Origin of the sequence: Chryseobacterium sp. MA9 (assembly GCF_024399315.1) — a bacterium.
Classification (GTDB): domain Bacteria; phylum Bacteroidota; class Bacteroidia; order Flavobacteriales; family Weeksellaceae; genus Chryseobacterium.
Map to the genome: position 1 here is coordinate 3530904 of NZ_CP075170.1, position 16771 is coordinate 3547674.

Annotated in this window: 16 protein-coding genes; 4 read left to right on the forward strand and 12 right to left on the reverse strand. The window is 35.9% G+C overall.

Annotated elements, in window-relative coordinates; genetic code table 11:
- Positions 1–241: 241 nt before the first annotated feature.
- On the forward strand, positions 242–1168 hold the full coding sequence (locus KIK00_RS16145; protein WP_255813390.1) for a DUF3078 domain-containing protein: 927 nt from the start codon (positions 242–244) through the stop codon (positions 1166–1168).
- Positions 1169–1395: 227 nt separating this feature from the next.
- Positions 1396–2319, forward strand: coding sequence for a DUF3078 domain-containing protein (locus KIK00_RS16150; RefSeq protein WP_255813391.1), 924 nt, complete (start codon positions 1396–1398; stop codon positions 2317–2319).
- 71 nt (positions 2320–2390) lie between these two features.
- On the opposite strand, the gene sufD is transcribed toward KIK00_RS16150, so the two are convergent.
- The 5 genes from sufD to KIK00_RS16175 all read right to left on the reverse strand — a co-directional run bounded on the left by sufD (position 2391) and on the right by KIK00_RS16175 (position 6997).
- The gene (sufD, locus tag KIK00_RS16155) at positions 2391–3698 is read right to left on the reverse strand and encodes a Fe-S cluster assembly protein SufD (RefSeq protein WP_255816678.1); all 1308 of its coding nucleotides are present in this window, start codon (positions 3696–3698) and stop codon (positions 2391–2393) included.
- A gap of 162 nt (positions 3699–3860) precedes the next feature.
- Complete coding sequence (sufC, locus tag KIK00_RS16160) at positions 3861–4604, reverse strand: Fe-S cluster assembly ATPase SufC (RefSeq protein ID WP_047376159.1); 744 nt, start codon at positions 4602–4604, stop codon at positions 3861–3863.
- 18 nt (positions 4605–4622) lie between these two features.
- Positions 4623–5129, reverse strand: a complete 507-nt coding sequence (locus KIK00_RS16165; protein ID WP_255813392.1) for a GNAT family N-acetyltransferase — start codon at positions 5127–5129, stop codon at positions 4623–4625.
- Between the two features lie 6 nt (positions 5130–5135).
- Positions 5136–6584, reverse strand: a complete 1449-nt coding sequence (gene sufB, locus KIK00_RS16170) for a Fe-S cluster assembly protein SufB (protein WP_255813393.1) — start codon at positions 6582–6584, stop codon at positions 5136–5138.
- 83 nt (positions 6585–6667) lie between these two features.
- Positions 6668–6997, reverse strand: a complete 330-nt coding sequence (locus tag KIK00_RS16175) for an iron-sulfur cluster assembly accessory protein (protein ID WP_027372006.1) — start codon at positions 6995–6997, stop codon at positions 6668–6670.
- Between the two features lie 213 nt (positions 6998–7210).
- Here KIK00_RS16175 and KIK00_RS16180 point away from each other — a divergent pair, with 213 nt between their 5' ends.
- Both KIK00_RS16180 and KIK00_RS16185 read left to right on the forward strand, forming a co-directional pair.
- Positions 7211–8158, forward strand: a complete 948-nt coding sequence (locus tag KIK00_RS16180) for a GLPGLI family protein (RefSeq protein ID WP_255813394.1) — start codon at positions 7211–7213, stop codon at positions 8156–8158.
- A 12-nt stretch (positions 8159–8170) separates the two neighbouring features.
- Entirely contained in the window at positions 8171–9034 is an 864-nt protein-coding gene (locus KIK00_RS16185; RefSeq protein ID WP_255813395.1) for a GLPGLI family protein, read from the forward strand.
- A 95-nt stretch (positions 9035–9129) separates the two neighbouring features.
- Here the strand turns inward: KIK00_RS16185 and KIK00_RS16190 are convergent, their stop codons facing one another.
- From KIK00_RS16190 to KIK00_RS16220, 7 genes are all read right to left on the reverse strand, one after another.
- Positions 9130–9993, reverse strand: coding sequence for a neutral zinc metallopeptidase (locus KIK00_RS16190; protein ID WP_255813396.1), 864 nt, complete (start codon positions 9991–9993; stop codon positions 9130–9132).
- A 66-nt stretch (positions 9994–10059) separates the two neighbouring features.
- The gene (locus KIK00_RS16195; RefSeq protein ID WP_255816679.1) at positions 10060–12138 is read right to left on the reverse strand and encodes an alkaline phosphatase family protein; all 2079 of its coding nucleotides are present in this window, start codon (positions 12136–12138) and stop codon (positions 10060–10062) included.
- A 166-nt stretch (positions 12139–12304) separates the two neighbouring features.
- Positions 12305–12823, reverse strand: coding sequence for a 6,7-dimethyl-8-ribityllumazine synthase (ribH, locus tag KIK00_RS16200; RefSeq protein ID WP_255813397.1), 519 nt, complete (start codon positions 12821–12823; stop codon positions 12305–12307).
- Between the two features lie 3 nt (positions 12824–12826).
- Complete coding sequence (locus KIK00_RS16205; protein WP_255813398.1) at positions 12827–13534, reverse strand: tetratricopeptide repeat protein; 708 nt, start codon at positions 13532–13534, stop codon at positions 12827–12829.
- A gap of 215 nt (positions 13535–13749) precedes the next feature.
- Positions 13750–14286 (reverse strand): adenine phosphoribosyltransferase, encoded by a 537-nt coding sequence (locus tag KIK00_RS16210; protein ID WP_255813399.1) that lies wholly within the window; start codon positions 14284–14286, stop codon positions 13750–13752.
- Positions 14287–14289: 3 nt separating this feature from the next.
- Positions 14290–15489 carry a hypothetical protein gene (locus KIK00_RS16215; protein WP_255813400.1) on the reverse strand — a complete coding sequence of 400 codons (1200 nt, stop codon included), beginning with the start codon at positions 15487–15489 and terminating at the stop codon, positions 14290–14292.
- Positions 15490–15664: 175 nt separating this feature from the next.
- Entirely contained in the window at positions 15665–16681 is a 1017-nt protein-coding gene (locus tag KIK00_RS16220) for a hypothetical protein (protein ID WP_255813401.1), read from the reverse strand.
- Between the last annotated feature and the right edge of the window lie 90 nt (positions 16682–16771).

Below are 16771 nucleotides of genomic sequence, written 5' to 3' on the forward strand. Positions count from 1 at the left end.
TTACGTCAAATCAAAAGCCAATGATAAATTTCGGAAAATTTGGCGATGAATTAATTCCTATCCATTTGATTTTAAGACAAAAGGTGTCAAATTTATTTTCAAACTTATTATTTTGGCATTGATTTTATAGAGATATCTTATTGTTAGACAATGAAACTTTAATGAATTAGGATTCTTTAAAGCTGAATTTACCTTTAAAAAAAATTATATTAATATTTTTGCATTGAAAATTATTTGAATAATGAAGAAGTTTTTATTGATTCTTTCCTTTTTTATGGGGATTTATGCAAGTGCACAAGAAGATTTAAAGAAAGATTCTGTTGTGGTAGACACAGTAAAATGCTGGTCAGTGATAGGAAAAAACACATTAATGATTAACCAGGCAGCCTTTTCAAACTGGGTAGGAGGTGGAGCTAACAACGTAGGATGGCTTGCCGGTGTCAATTACAACCTTACATATGAAAAAGACAAAGATCTTTGGGAAAATATCATTATTCTGGGTTATGGACAAAATGATACCAAAGGATTAGGAATAAGAAAAACTCAGGATGTTATCAATGTTTCTACCAACTATGGGCGAAAATTTTCAAAAAGCTGGTATTTCTCTTCGGGAGCGGGATTACAATCTCAGTTTGCAGCAGGATATGAAGACGGAAATAATCCTGAAGCTAAAAAGATCTCAAATTTTATGGCCCCAGGTTATCTGAACGTCGGGATGGGGATCACATATAGACCGAATGATGATCTGACGGTAACTTTGCGTCCTATCAACGCCAGGTGGACCTTTGTACTGGACAAGGATCTTCAGGTGGCTGGAAGCTATGGTTTGAAAAGTGATGGTGATTCTTCTCTATTACAGTTCGGTTTCCTGGGAACGGCAATTTACAAGCTGAAAATAATGGAAGATATTTACTTGACGAATACCGCTTCGGTCTTCTCAAATTACCTTGACCGTCCGGACAGATTGGTTCTTGCTTATGGAGCTCTGTTGAACCTGAAAGTAAACAAATATATTTCATCCAATGTAACAGTTGACCTGTTGTATGATCACAATCAAATCGAAAAAACACAGCTGAAACAAACCCTTGGAATCGGATTCGCTTATACCATTGATAATGGGGTGAAACGCTCTGACCGTAAAGACAGTCAATGGTGGATTAAAAAATAATATAACTACATTAATGCTAATAGAAAAACACGTCAGAAATGAGGTGTTTTTTGTTTTTAAAATACTGTTATTTTAAGTAATTTTAAGTTCGTAATGGATATAGGTTATCTTTAAATTGCTTGTTTTCATAGTGTTATGAGGCTAAAATCAATTATGTTAAATTCATTTTAAAGTGAATTTTCTTCCGGCGTAAATTATTATTTATACATTTGTAATAAATCATTATTATGAAGAAACTTTTATTGATCAGTTCCATTTCTTTTGGAGCGATGGCTTTGGCGCAAGAAACTAAAACAGATGCTCCGGTAACAGACACCGTTAAAGCCTGGTCTATTCAGGGACAAAATACATTAATGCTTAACCAGGCCGCTTTTTCAAACTGGGTAGGAGGTGGAGCTAACAACGTAGGATGGCTTGCCGGTGTCAATTATAACCTGACTTATGAAAAAGGGAAAGATCTTTGGGAAAATATTATTATTCTGGGCTACGGACAGAATAATACCCAGGGAACGGGTGTGAGAAAAACTCAGGATGTTATCAATCTTTCTACAAACTATGGCAGAAAATTTGCCGAAAGCTGGTATTTATCAGCAGGAGCAGGCCTTCAGACTCAGTTTGCACCGGGATATGAAGACGGGAACAATCCTGATGCTAAAAAGATCTCCAATTTCATGGCTCCGGGATACCTGAATGTTGGGGCAGGGGTTACCTACCGTCCTAACGATAATTTGACGGTAACTTTACGTCCGGCTAACGCGAGATGGACTTTTGTTTTGGATAAGGATCTTCAAACAGCAGGAACTTACGGGCTCAAAAATGATGGTGATTCATCACTTTTCCAGTTCGGTTTCCTTGGGACAGCTATCTATAAAATCAAAATCATGGAGAATATTAACCTGACCAATACAGCGTCTGTATTTTCAAATTATCTGGATCATCCGGATAGGTTGGTATTGGCTTATGGAGCAGTCTTAAATATGAAAATTAATAAATATATTTCATCCAATATTACTCTGGATCTGCTGTATGATCATAACCAGATCTGGAAAACACAGCTGAAGCAGACATTAGGCGTTGGTTTAGCCTATAATTTCGATAATGGGAAGAAACGCTCAGATAATAAGGATAACCAAGGCTGGTTAAAGAAATAGACGAGATAACACGTAAGAAATAAAAAAGCACTTCAAAAAGAAGTGCTTTTGTTTATCAATATATATAAGTCTTAGAATTCTATATCAACTCCTAATTTCTCCGCCAATAGCTTTGAGATTTTTTCTTTTAGAGGCTCTATATCAATGTTTTGCATTGCATCATTAGCAAAAGCATATAAAAGTAATGCCTGTGCTTCTTTTTTAGAAATTCCTCTCGCTCTCAGGTAGAATAAAGCATCTTCATTCAGCTGACCTACGGTACAACCGTGAGAACATTTTACATCATCAGCAAAGATTTCTAACTGAGGTTTTGTATCAATACTTGCACCTTCACTTAGCAATACGTTATTATTCTGCTGATAAGCGTTTGTTTTCTGAGCAATTTTGTCTACAAAAACTTTTCCGTTGAAGACTCCGTGGGCATTACCATCGAAAATTCCTTTGTAGTTCTGATAACTTTCACAGTTCGGGAAGTTATGGTGAACTGCCGTATGGTGGTCTACCAGCTGATCTTTTCCGATGATTGTGATTCCATTCATGAATGAATTGATGTTTGATCCATTATGAATAAAATCAAGGTTGTTTCTTACCAGTTTGCCTCCGAAAGAGAATGTATTCACAGTGGTTAAGCTGTCTTTCTCCTGTCTCGCGAATGTGTTGTCGATAAGATATGTTGTGTTGTTATCATTTTGAAGTTTATGCCAGTCAGCTTTTGCATTAGGATATGTAAAGATCTCCGTTACAGAGTTTGTCAATACATAGGTGCTGTCAAAATTATGGTGGCTTTCAATTACTTCTACTTTAGCTCCTTCTTCTACGATCAAGAGGTTTCTAGTATTGTAGAATGTATTTTCCTCCTGATTTTGAGAAATATAAAAAATGTGGATTGGTTTTTCAATCACTACATTTTTAGGAACCTTCAAAAAGAAACCGTATTTGCAGTAAGCGAGGTTTAAGTTTGTAAAAGCCTGTTCTTTAGAAGCAATAGTATTGAAATACTTTTCAAAAACCTCTTTGTGCTTCTCATCATTCAGCGCATAGTTGAATGAAAGGAACTCTACATTTTCAATAGAAACTTTTGAAAGTTCTTTATGAAGCTTACCATTTACAAAAACAATCCAATCAAAATTTTCTTCTCCAAGGTGCAGTTCATCAAACTGCTCTTTAGTGATATTGTGGCTCTCTTTCGGGAAGAAGTTGTAGCTTTTTTCCGTGATTTCCTTTAGATTGGTATATTTATATTCTTCGTCTTTTTTTGTCGGAAAACCAAGGTTTGCAAATCTTTGAAGAGCTGCTTTTCTACTGTCATCCAGAAATCTGTGACGAAGACTCTCCAAAAATTCATTATGGTTCTCTATAATTTGTTCTTTTAATGCCATTACTGGTATATCTGTGGTTTGCACCATTTTTTCTTTTTTTATTAACTAAAATATTGTTATTCCTAGGAATAGGGAACCCAATTTTTAATACTAGAGATTCTTTTTGCTACATCTTATAAATGACTGCGAAAATTTTAATCTCTGAAATAATATATTTTCTTCTTAGTTAAGAAGCCAGTCGTAACCTTTTTCTTCAAGTTCTAATGCTAAAGATTTATCACCTGTTTTGATGATTTTTCCATCCGCTAAAACATGAACGAAGTCAGGCTGAATATAGTTAAGCAATCTCTGATAGTGCGTAATCAAAAGAACTGCATTTCCTTCATTTTTAAAGTGGTTTACCCCATCTGCAACGATTCTTAAAGCATCGATATCCAATCCTGAATCGGTCTCATCAAGAATAGCCAATTTAGGATTAAGCATCATCATCTGGAAGATCTCGTTTCTTTTCTTTTCACCTCCGGAGAATCCCTCGTTCAATGATCTTGAAAGAAAATCTTTTTTGATCCCTAGTTTTTCCGATTTCTCGCGGATTAATGCAAGCATTTCTTTTGCAGGCATTTCTTCCAATCCGTTTGCTTTTCTTGTTTCGTTCAAAGCAGCTTTGATAAAGTTCGTTACAGAAACTCCCGGAATTTCCACTGGATACTGGAAAGAAAGGAAAATTCCTTTGTGAGCTCTATCTTCAGGAGCATCTTCACTGATATCTTCTCCTTGGAAAAGGATCTCTCCACCAGTCACTTCGTAATCTTCTTTTCCGGCGATTACAGAAGAAAGGGTAGATTTCCCAGCTCCGTTCGGCCCCATGATAGCGTGAACTTCGCCTGGCTTTATTTCAAGATTAATACCTTTTAATATTTCTGCGCCATCTTCAATTTTGGCGTGAAGGTTTTTAATTTCTAACATTTTATTTGCTTAAACAAATTATTTTTGAATTCTATATACTAAACTTTCAGGTTGACCTGGGACATCATTCAGCGTCCCGATTTGTATCATACCTGCCTTTTCCAAGACTTTAACAGAAGCTATATTGCTGGGACGGACAATTGCGAATATTTCTTCTTTATTGTCTTGATTTAATCCAACATCTATAGCCTTCTTTGTGAATTCTGTGGCGTATCCTTTCCCCCATGCCTGGGAAGCAAAACGATAGCCTAAATTCAATTTTTCTTCCTCTCCGTAGAGTTTATAGCTCAGTCCTCCAAAACCTATTATATTTTCTGGATCATTCTTTTCAACAATCACCCAGCCTCCAAAACTATATTTTTCCCAATGATCAAGCATTCTTGCAAATGTGCTTTCTGCTTTTTCAAAATTCATTGGTCCGCCTGGATTGTGAATATTGGTTTGAGGATCATGATTAATTTCAAAGAATCTTCCAAAGTCTTCTTTTGTAGGTTTTCTTAAAATTAATCTTTCTGTAGCTATCATATTTTTCTATCCTACTGAACCTTCTAATGAAATTTCAAGTAATTTCTGAGCTTCAATGGCAAATTCCATTGGAAGTTTATTTAAAACTTCTTTACTGAAACCGTTCACGATCAAAGCAATTGCTCTTTCCGTATCAATACCTCTCTGATTACAGTAGAAAATCTGATCTTCTCCAATTTTTGAAGTCGTTGCCTCGTGCTCTAACTGTGCAGTAGGATCTTTGATTTCAATATAAGGGAAAGTGTGAGCTCCACATTCATTACCCATCAATAAAGAGTCACATTGAGAGAAGTTTCTTGCTCCTTTTGCTGAAGGCATTACTTTCACCAATCCTCTGTATGAGTTTTGAGATTTTCCTGCAGAAATACCTTTTGAAATAATTGTGGATTTGGTATTCTTTCCAATGTGGATCATTTTCGTTCCTGTATCTGCATACTGGTGGTTGTTGGTTACCGCAATAGAGTAGAACTCTCCGATAGAATTGTCTCCTTTCAGAATACAAGAAGGATATTTCCATGTTACTGCCGAACCTGTTTCTACCTGTGTCCATGAGATTTTTGCATTTCTTTCGCAAAGTCCTCTCTTCGTTACAAAGTTGAATACACCTCCTTTACCTTCTTCATTACCAGGATACCAGTTCTGAACTGTTGAATATTTGATCTCAGCTCCGTCCAAAGCAATTAGTTCCACTACCGCAGCGTGAAGCTGGTTTTCATCTCTTGATGGTGCTGTACAGCCTTCAAGATAAGAGACATAACTTCCTTCATCAGCTACAAGAAGTGTTCTTTCAAACTGTCCTGTTCCTGCCTGATTGATACGGAAATAAGTGGAAAGCTCCATTGGGCATTTTACACCTTTAGGAATATAGCAGAAACTTCCGTCAGAAAATACTGCGGAATTTAATGCTGCATAGAAATTATCTCCTCTCGGAACTACTTTTCCAAGATATTTTCTTACTAAATCAGGGTGGTTTTTAATGGCCTCAGAAATTGAACAGAAAATAATTCCTTTCTCTGCTAATGTATCCTGGAAAGTAGTTTTCACAGAAATTGAGTCCATTACGATATCTACGGCAACTCCCGAAAGTCTTTTCTGCTCTTCGATATTGATCCCCAACTTTGCAAACGTTTTCAATAATTCAGGATCTACCTCGTCAAGACTTGCCAGTTCTGGCTTTACTTTAGGAGCAGCATAGTAACGGATTGCTTGGAAATCTGGTTTTTCATACTTGATGTTTGCCCAGCTAGGCTCTACCATTTTCAACCAGATTTTGAAAGATTCCAATCGCCATTCGGTCATCCATTCCGGTTCTTCTTTTTTAGCAGAGATCGCACGGATGATATCCTCATTTAAACCGATCGGGAAATCTTCATAATCAATCTTCGTTTCCCAACCGAATTCATATTTTTTATTTTCTAGATCGACTCTTAAATCGTCTTCTGTATATTTACTCATTTTTTTTTTTTAGATTTCAGATTTTAGATTTCAAAATTCAGAAAGGTTCTGAGGTCTGTAATCTAAGCTCTAAGGTCTTTTCTCTAAAGACTAAATGATTCTCCACATCCACATGTTCTGGATGCATTCGGGTTGTTAAAAACAAACCCTTTTCCGTTCAATCCTCCTGAATACTCAAGAGTTGTTCCTGCCAAATAAAGGATGGATTTTTTATCTATAATAATTTTGATGTTATTATCCTCAAAAATCTGATCTGTGTCTGTTTTTTGGTTATCAAACTTTAAAACATACTCTAAACCAGAGCATCCGCCGCTTTTCACCCCTACTCTTATATAATCTTCAGCAGGGTTAAAACCATCTTCCGTCATTAACTGGATGGCTTTCTCCTTTGCATAGTCTGATACTTTTATCATTGTATTTATTTAGAATGATTTAATGATGCAAAAATACGAACTAATTTCCGCAATCTCAAATCGAAGATATCTATTTTAATGATTCTGATATTAATAGCAAGATTGAAAGGGGTTATTTCTGTTAAAATTAGATAAATTTGTTATGCTTATGTGAAGATTTCATTTCTTATTTTAACCTTGAAACGTATTTCATATCTATAAATAAAATTGGTAATGAAACAAAAAATAACTGCTTTTTTTGTGTTGTTTTTCACCGCAGTGTCTTATGGACAGACCACCAGATATGTTTATGAAACACTGGTAAACCCGGATTCCATTAATCTGGTGAGTATGAAAAGCGAAAGAACCTTTCTGGATATTAAAGGAGACCGCTCCTTATTTATCAGCGAAAATAAATTGAAAAGAGACTCTCTTTTTAGTTCTCTAAGATCAGAAGCGAAAGAAAATGATAAAAAAGAAGAAAAAGATTTTTCAAAGCTGGAAGGAAAGAAACATTTTGAACCTACTTTCTTTGAATATTTTATTTCTAAAAGTATTCCGGATCAGAAAGTATACTATTATGAAAGAGCGGCTGGAAAACAAATTTATTATCAGGAAGACAGACCTGTACAATGGGAAATGACCAATGTTGTTGAGAAACAAAATGGATATTCTGCCCAGAAAGCAGTTACAGAGTTTGGAGGAAGAGTCTGGACAGCGTGGTTTACAAAAGATGTCCCTGTTTCTGATGGTCCCTACAAATTCTCAGGATTGCCGGGGTTGATTGTGAAGCTGGAGGATGATAAAGGAGACTATAAATTTGATCTTGTAAAAAAACTGATCATTCAAAATGCTTTTGAAGAACAAATAAGTTCCGATGCCAAACAAAGTACCAGAGTTAATTTTCATGGTGATAAAGCAGCACTGGAGCTGGAATTTGGTAAAAACAGAAAAGCTATGGCCGGAAATAGCGGAGGAGGAAATATGAATATGGGAGGAGGAAGACATAGTGGTGGCATGGGAGGCGGAATGAATGGTGGAGGAATGAGAGGTGGAGGCCACGGTGGTGGCGGAATGCACAGAGATGGAATGGGCGGTGACAATCAAGGGATGTCACAAGGTTCATCTGTTGAAATTCCTTCTTTTACGAATACAGCTCAGAATCCAATTGAATTAAAATAAATAAAAATATAAATGAAAAAATTAGGTATTATCGCATTGGCACTCTTCATACAGAATGTTTCTGCACAGACAAATAGGTTTGTGTATCAGGTGACTATGAAGCCGGATGCGGAAAATAAAACGGACATCAAGACAGAAAATGCTTATCTGGATATTTCCCCTGAGAAATCTGTATTTTACTCGGAAAACAGGATCAAAAGAGACTCTATCATGCAAAAGGCATTTCAGGGTGGAGGAGGAAGAGGAAGTATCAACAGAGACCAGATGGAAGGATTGAGAACTAATATCAACTATTCCGTTGAAAAAGATAAAACAAACCAAAAGACGTATTTTAAAGACAGAATTGGCCGGGATATCTACTCATATGAAGAAGACAGACCTCTGAACTGGAAAATTGAATCAGAAACAAGAAAAATAGGTGAATACAAAGTTCAGAAAGCTGAAACTGATTTTGGTGGAAGAAAATGGACTGCCTGGTTTACAACAGATCTTCCTTATCAGGATGGCCCATATAAATTCGGAGGACTTCCGGGGCTAATTGTAAAAGTGGAAGACGATAAAGGAGATTATTCTTTTGATTTAATGAAAAACTATAAGATTGCTGAGCTTCCAACTTTGAATCAGTTTGGAAATACATTAAAAGTGAAAAGAGCAGATTATTTAAAGCAACAGCAAAAATTCAAAACAGACCCAATGTCATTCATGAACCAAAGTGGTGGACAAGGTGGTTTTTCAACTACTGTGAGAGCTGGAGGAGGAGGAAGAGGCCCTGGAGGCGGCGGTGGAAATCAGAATCCTGCCGATATGAGGAAAAGAATGGAAGAAAGAGTGAAAGAAGAAGCCAAGAAAAATTCTAATCCTATAGAATTGCAATAAATAAAAATGCGGTCTCACACTGAGACCGCATTTTATTTTGTATACTATTTAAAAATATTATGGTTTTTAACTTTTTAATTTTTAGTGGTTTAGAATTATTTCAAAAGTTGATTGAAAGTATCTCCCTGTCTGATATCTCCGGTGTTGTAACCTTTCATAAACCATTCTTTACGTTGTGCAGATGATCCATGAGTAAAACTTTCCTGATTTACATATCCCTGGCCTCTTTTCTGAATATTATCATCGCCAACTGCCTCTGCAGCATCTATGGCAGATTCAATATCTCCGGGTTCAAGAATATGTTTGCTGTCATTGGTTCTTTTTGCCCAGACTCCGGCATAGAAATCTGCCTGTAATTCTGTAGCAACAGATACTCTGTTCATCTGTTCTTCGGAATATCTTCCGCTTCTTCTTAACGCATCTACTTTCTGAGTAGTTCCCAAAAGAGTTTGAACATGATGTCCTACTTCGTGTGCAAGAACATAAGCTACCGTAAACTCTGTTACTTTAGCCCCGAATTTTTGCTGAAGCTCACCGAAAAAACTCATATCCATATAGACTTTCTGATCGGCAGGACAATAGAATGGTCCCATGGCAGACTGAGCTGTACCACATGCTGAAGAAGTTGTATTTTCAAAAAGAACAATACCGGGATCAGTATAGGTCATTCCATTTTCTGTGAAAATCTGATTCCAGGTCTGGCTATTCCATGCATCCATCATTTTGACCATTTCTCCAATCTGTTTTTCACCGGCTGTAAGCTCTCTTTGTTCTCCAGGATTTCCAGAAGACTGCATACTACCGGAATTCAAAATACCGGATGGATCACCTCCCAAAAAGAATACAATGGCTGCTATAATTAAAGTTCCAAGTCCTCCTCCTACGATCATACCACCACTTCCACCTCCGGAACCACGGCGGTCATCAACGTTTCCGCCTCTGTCGTCTGTCCATTTCATACTAATAAATTTATTGGTTAATTTAAATATTTTAAATCAAACTATAAGCGAAAAATATTTAGATATTTATCTGTTGAGTTGTTTCGTTTTTAACCAGTATGAGGTAGACTGATATGCTGATACAGCATCATCTACCAGCTTCTGATCTGGATTTTTTAATAATTTTTCGTTATAATACAACTTAAAAGCTGGAGCCAGATCACTTTTTTCCAGTTCCAAAGAATATTGTTTTACCTTTTTTACCGGAGAAATAATGGTTAAATGTCCATCTTTTATAAACCCAAGATCCTGATAGGTTGCTACATAAGCTTTTGGCTGGAATTCCTGTCTGAAGACATCCTGACCCAAAAATTTAGACTGATAGCTGAAATTTAATAATCCTAAAAGAGTTGGCATAACATCTATCTGAGACATTAATGCATCAAATTTCTGAGGCTGAACAAATCCTTCTGAAAAGATCATCGCAGGAATTCTGTATTTATCCATCGGAAGTTCCGTTTTTCCGGCGCTGGATGCACAGTGGTCTGCAATGATGACAAAAACTGTGTTTTTATACCAGTCTTGTTTCTTAGCCATATCAAAGAACAGTTTAAGAGAGTAGTCTGTATATTTTACACCGCCTTCACGGGATTTCGCTGTTCCCGGAATATCTATTCTTCCATCAGGATAAGTAAATGGTCTATGATTAGAAACCGTCATCCAGTGATTGAAAAATGGTTTCCCTGATTTAGCTTCAGCATTCATTACCTGAATTGCTTTTTTAGCCATATCTTCATCAGAAACACCCCAAACATTGGCAAAAGTAATTTCTTCAGGTTTAAAATTATTTCGGTCTACAATACCGTAGCCATTTCCGCCAAAGAAGTCCTGCATATTATCAAAATAGCTGTATCCGCCATATAAAAACTTAACATCATATCCTTTGGATTTGAAAACGCTTCCGGTTGTAAACTTGTTTTTATTGTCATCCCTTTTGATGATGCTTTCTCCAGCTGTAGGAGGAATACAAAGAGTTAAGGCTTCAAGACCGCGTACCGTTCTGTTTCCGGTAGCATAAAGATTGGTAAACATCAATGACTTCTCTGCAAGACTGTCCAGGAAAGGAGTAATTTTTTGTGTATTACCATAATGTTCCATGAAATCTGCGGAAAGGCTTTCAATAGAAATCAATACAACATTTTTCTTCATTTCAGGTTGCTCAGCAACAATATTTCTTGACAATGTCTGCTGTGGATACTGGCTTAGAAAATTCTTTTCAGCCTGCTGTTGATTGATCTGTGAGTAAAACTGGAAGTAATCCAGCTCATTATGAGTAAAGGCCCAGTAGAACTTAGGAAGTCCGTTGGCTTCAATTTCATCTGCAAAAACATTGTCTGATCTGATTTGCATCAATGATGGTATGGCAAGGGCACTAAGAGCGCAAAGTACCATAAAACTACCCAGAAGAACCATTTTTTGTTTAAAATCAGGAAGTTCCAGCAGTTCATCTTTGGTTTTTTTATAAATGAACCATGTGATGGTAAGCGTAACGATCATTATTCCTGAAAATAATGGAACTACAGGATAACTTTCCATGATATTTCCAATGACTTCATTGGTATAGATCAGATAATCTACTGCAATAAAGTTATAACGAACCCCAAATTCATTGTAAAAGAAGTATTCACTTACTCCGTTGAAAATAATCAGAAGAACGTATAATAATAATGTAATGAAATATAAGGTATTACGAATCTTAGTTCTTTGAGTAGGAAGGAAAAGCATCAATCCGAAGAAAAGTGTCTTTATTCCTACAAAAACAAGTGCTATCTCCATGATAGAACCTCCATATTGCTTGAAAATGTTGTTCGGAACAAGCCAGATATAAAGAAAGAATAGAACCAATGCTCCTAAAATAATAGGCCCATAAGGTTTTTTATATTTTGAATTGGACAGAAAGAGAAAGTAAAGTGCGAGAATAGAACTGGCCAATATAAAAACGAAAATATCATTCACCAGACCTATTAACAGAACTTTTACAACTTCGAAAAATCCAAAGTTAGCTGTGGTAATAGGGTGGAGAAAGAATACTGTTCTTATTATCAATGAAATAATAAGATAGAAAACTCCTAAATATAGGAACGGTTTTATTTTTCTTAAAAACATGTATTTACTGTCTTTATTAGTTTTCACAAAGATAGTTTTTGTACAGAACTTTTGATGTAAAAAAACAAAAACATCCTTTTTATTGGTAAGATTTATGGTTTATAAGACCTAATAAAAAAGGACTATTAAAAAAATAGTCCTTTTTTATTGTTAAGGTAATCTGCGGTTAAGAATGTCCAAAACCGATATTTCCTTTTTTATCAGATAATTTCTTTTTGAAATCAATCATTCTTAAAGCGGTAACGGCTGCTTCTACACCTTTATTTCCAAGGTCACCACCACTTCTTGCGATAGATTGCTCTTTTGTATCATCTGTTAATACGCAGAAAATAGTAGGGGTGTCAGTCATAATGTTACAGTCTTTGATTCCCTGTGCTACTGCAGAACATACATAGTCAAAATGAGGCGTTTCCCCGCGGATCACACATCCGATAGAAATTACTGCATCATATTTTCTTTCTTTGCAAAGCTGCATGCTTGCATAGTTGAGTTCAAAAGCTCCGGGAACAGGGAAAAGTTTAATGTTTTCAGGTTTTACCCCTTCTTTTTCAAGAATTTCCAAAGCTGCATCACGAAGATTGTACGTTACAAAATCATTCCACTCAGAAAAAACAATGCCGATAGAAAAATCTTCGACATTAGTTATATGAAGTGGCTTGTAATCGGAAAGATTAACTGTTGCCATTTTTTAGTAATATTTAGTCATTTCAATATAAGAATCAGACATTCCGTTGTCATAGTCCTGATATTTCTCGTCAATTGTAGCGAAGTATTTTTTAGCTTCTGCATTTTTCTTTAATCCTAGAGCAACGATACCTGCTTTTCTTGTGAAGTAATATGTTGTATAAGGATCATCAGAAGCAGTAGCTGCTTTGTCTAATAAAGCTAAAGCCTCATCATTTTTGTTAAGTCCTGATTTTGCATCTGCCATAGCTCCGTATTTCATTGCTACTAAAGTTTTGTTATCAGATGAAAATTGGTCTAAAAGATCATAAGCTTCCTGGAATTTTCCTTCTTTGAACTTTAATAAACCGGCATTATAAGATGAAAGTTTTCCAATTTTAGTAGAAGAATATTCGTTATATGTACCTACAAAACCTGGGTTAGCTGCAGATTTTCCCCCCAAAGCATCTTTATCTTTACCTTCAGTAAGACTTTTTTGAGCAGAAAGGAAACTTTTCACAGCTTCAGCGTTCTTTGGAGCAACTATAAATTGCTTGTAAGCGAAGAATCCTAAAACAGCTAAAATTAGTGCCCCAAATACAAAACCTAGAGGCTTTGAATATTTTTCAACAAATCTTTCAGTGTTTAAAGCTTCTCTATCAAGGTCTTTAAAGAACTCAACCGTTTCTTTACCTTCTTGCTCGTTCTGAGCACTCTTTCCCAATTTTGCCATAAGTTTTTAAAAATTGAAATGCAAATTTAATTGTTTCTGAATGATTTACAAAATACTTTGTGAGTATTGTTGATGAAATTTTGTGAATTGTTAATCATGAATGATGAATTTATTAAAAAAAGATGCTTCGACAGGCTGAGAATGACACTTCTAATATTACGGTAAATTATTAGCGTTGTCATGCTGAGCCTGTCGAAGCATATATGTTTTGAATTTTAATATCCTAAAATATGATACACTTCTGCACCAAATTTTTTCAGCTTTTCATCACCATTCAAGCCTTTTAAGCCGATAAGGAAACTGAACTGGGAAACGGTTGCTCCTTGTTTTTCAACCAACTTTGCCGCTGCCTCTGTCGTTCCGCCTGTTGCCAAAAGATCGTCATGAATCAAAACTCTTTGTCCCGGTTTTATTTGTCCCTCGCGAGTTTCAATTACCGCACTTCCGTATTCCAGATCATATTTTTCTGAAATGACAGGAGGTGGAAGTTTTCCGGCTTTTCTGATTAAAATGAACGGAACTTCCAATGCTACGGCAATAGCGATTCCAAACAAATAACCACGGCTTTCAATTCCGCAGACTGCATCTACTTTTCCTTTACTGAAGGCTGCAAGATCTGCAATCACATCTTCGTAAAGTTTTGGATCTAAAAAGATGGGTGAAATATCCTTAAACTGTATTCCCGGAATCGGAAAATCAGGGATATTTTCAATTGTTTCTTCTAAATTTTTGATCAGTTCTGCTGAAGCCATTTATTAATTGATTTTATAGCTGGAAATTTTCCAGTCTCCGTTTACATTTTTAAGCCCGAAAGTTACTTTTAATGAAGTTGTCTTACCGCTTTTATCGGTTACATCGTAGGTAGCATTTACGCTTGCACTGTTTGCTGTAGTGCCACTTGTAGTAATATTTTTCACGCTTACATTTTTCACAGCTCCAAAACCTGAATTAGGGTTTGAGAAAGACTCATAGCTTCCCCAGCTTGGATTGCTTGCTGTTTCGTAAGCTGCTTTTAAATTCTGAGAACTTACACTGTTCAAGAATTTGCTTACCGTATTTTTAGGATCAGCGGCTGGCTGTTTTGGAGCAGCTGGTGCTGAAGGAGTAGCTGTAGCAGGATCTGTAGTTGTTCCAGAAGTTGCAGTTGGATTGTTTGGATCAATAACTGCGCTTGGTTGTTCAGGTACAGCGGTTGTATCGGTTTTAGGAATTGCAGGAACTTTCAGGGCAGCTGCATTTACATCAAGACCGATTTTTGACATTTTGAAAGTTTTCGCAGTTGTTTTTACAGAAACCGTGATGTCGATTTTGTTATCTACAACTTTTGCTGCCGGAATAGAGGAGAACTTCAGGTTGAATCCTTTAAAGTTATTATCCTGCATCAGGTTCTTAGCTGTAGCAAGTCTTACTCCATTACTGAATACTTCAAGTGTTGCTTCCAAACCTGCTCCTGTGAAAGAGACCGGGTTTCCTGCAGCATCTACAAGTCTTGGTACGATTTGAATGGCGGTAGGGGCTCCAGAACCGTCATCTCCTGTAGGTCTAGTAATAAGGCTTAATGATCCTGCTTTTACATCATTAGGATCACTTTCTTTAGCTTTATCATCCCCAAAAATATTCATTTCTCCTAGTGATGGTGGGGCAGTACTTGCCCATTCTATCCCGTTTTTCTGTGCAACTTCGTCTGCAAGAGACATGATTTCAGGAACTTTTTTTCCATTTATCAGTTTTCCAAGAGCTTTTAGCTCGTTTATATCACCATCTGCTTCTACTCCAAATGTCTTAAGGATATAAAGAGCCTCATTAAACTTAATTTGTTTAATGGTAGGTAAACTGGAGGTCATATCATTGATACTTGACTGCAGTGTTTTAGTATTCGTAGCATCTACATGATCTTTCTTACATGCTGTAAAAAGCAACAGACTGAAAACAAGTAGAAAAGAAAACTTTTTCATTTTTATTTGGTTTGTTGCAAATTTAATAAAACCTTTATTAATACTGGATTTTATTTTTTACTTTATGTTTTTTGCTTATTTATTGTTTTTTTCCGGAAATAGATGCTGTTCTTTTAATTTTAGAATTCAATAGTGACATTTACAATATGGAAAGTTATCTTGAGCAGAGTTTTCATTATTTTTTATTGACTTGTTCTTTTAAATTACCCTTGAAAAAACTGCTGAAAATAGTCTGCATATTCGGAAATGATGAATCCTGCCAGTAGGATGTTTTGTAATTGCTGTTGTCTTTATCAAACTTTACTTTCTCAATATCATTGTCATTACTGAAGCTAAGTTCTGTTGGGTAGAAATTAGTATATACTGCTAACTGATTGTAATTTGGTTCACTTTTATGTTTCAATTTTACAAAAGCAAGCTCATTGTATTCCAGGAAATCTTTCAGCGTTTTTTCTGATCCTTTTTCAAAAGAGATATTTAAAATTGTCCTTAGATCATAAAATCTATATCCAAAGAATGAAAATTCTTTTTCCTGAAGTAGGCCGCCAGTTACTTCTATCTGATCTTTGCGGTCCCCCTTTAATTCTTTAATGTTATTTTTTTTTGTTTTATATTCTTCCGGATTTCCTACATTTTTAAGCTTTGGAATTTGAAGAGAATTGCCATAGTCCCATGATGAAGTCTCTTTTTTCTCATTTTTAGGTTCTGTCAGTCTGAAAACTCTGTATTGTTCTACATTAGTGCTTTTCAATTTTTTGGATTTATTATCAAAAATGTAAGTTACAACTCCGTCTGCATAACTATTCAGTTTATTGTTTACCGTTACATAGGTGTTAAAATTTCCCTTGATGAAAATGTATTTGGCGGGCTTATTATTTTTAATAACAACCGTTTCAATTTCTTTTACCTGGTCATTGATTTTAATGACCGACTGATCAAAATCGGAATAGGATAGGGTGGCAACCGGAAAGTTATTATAGACCAGCTGAAACTTTTCCTGAGAAGGCGACAGTGACTGTTTGTCAATCTTGCCATCAATGTCAGAGTAGGCGAGTATGCTTCCGTCTTTGCCAAATACGGAAACTCGGGGAAGAGGACTATTATTTTTTTCAGAAACAAAAGTAATGACCTGTGCATTTGTGAATACGGAGATTAGACAGAACAGGAGGTAAAAAAGGTAAACTCTTTTCATAGCAGTATGTTGTTTTCGGTATTAATAATAAAACAGTCTTTTATATAAAGACGAGAAAAGCAGAAAATGGTTGCCTGAAAATTTTTATTT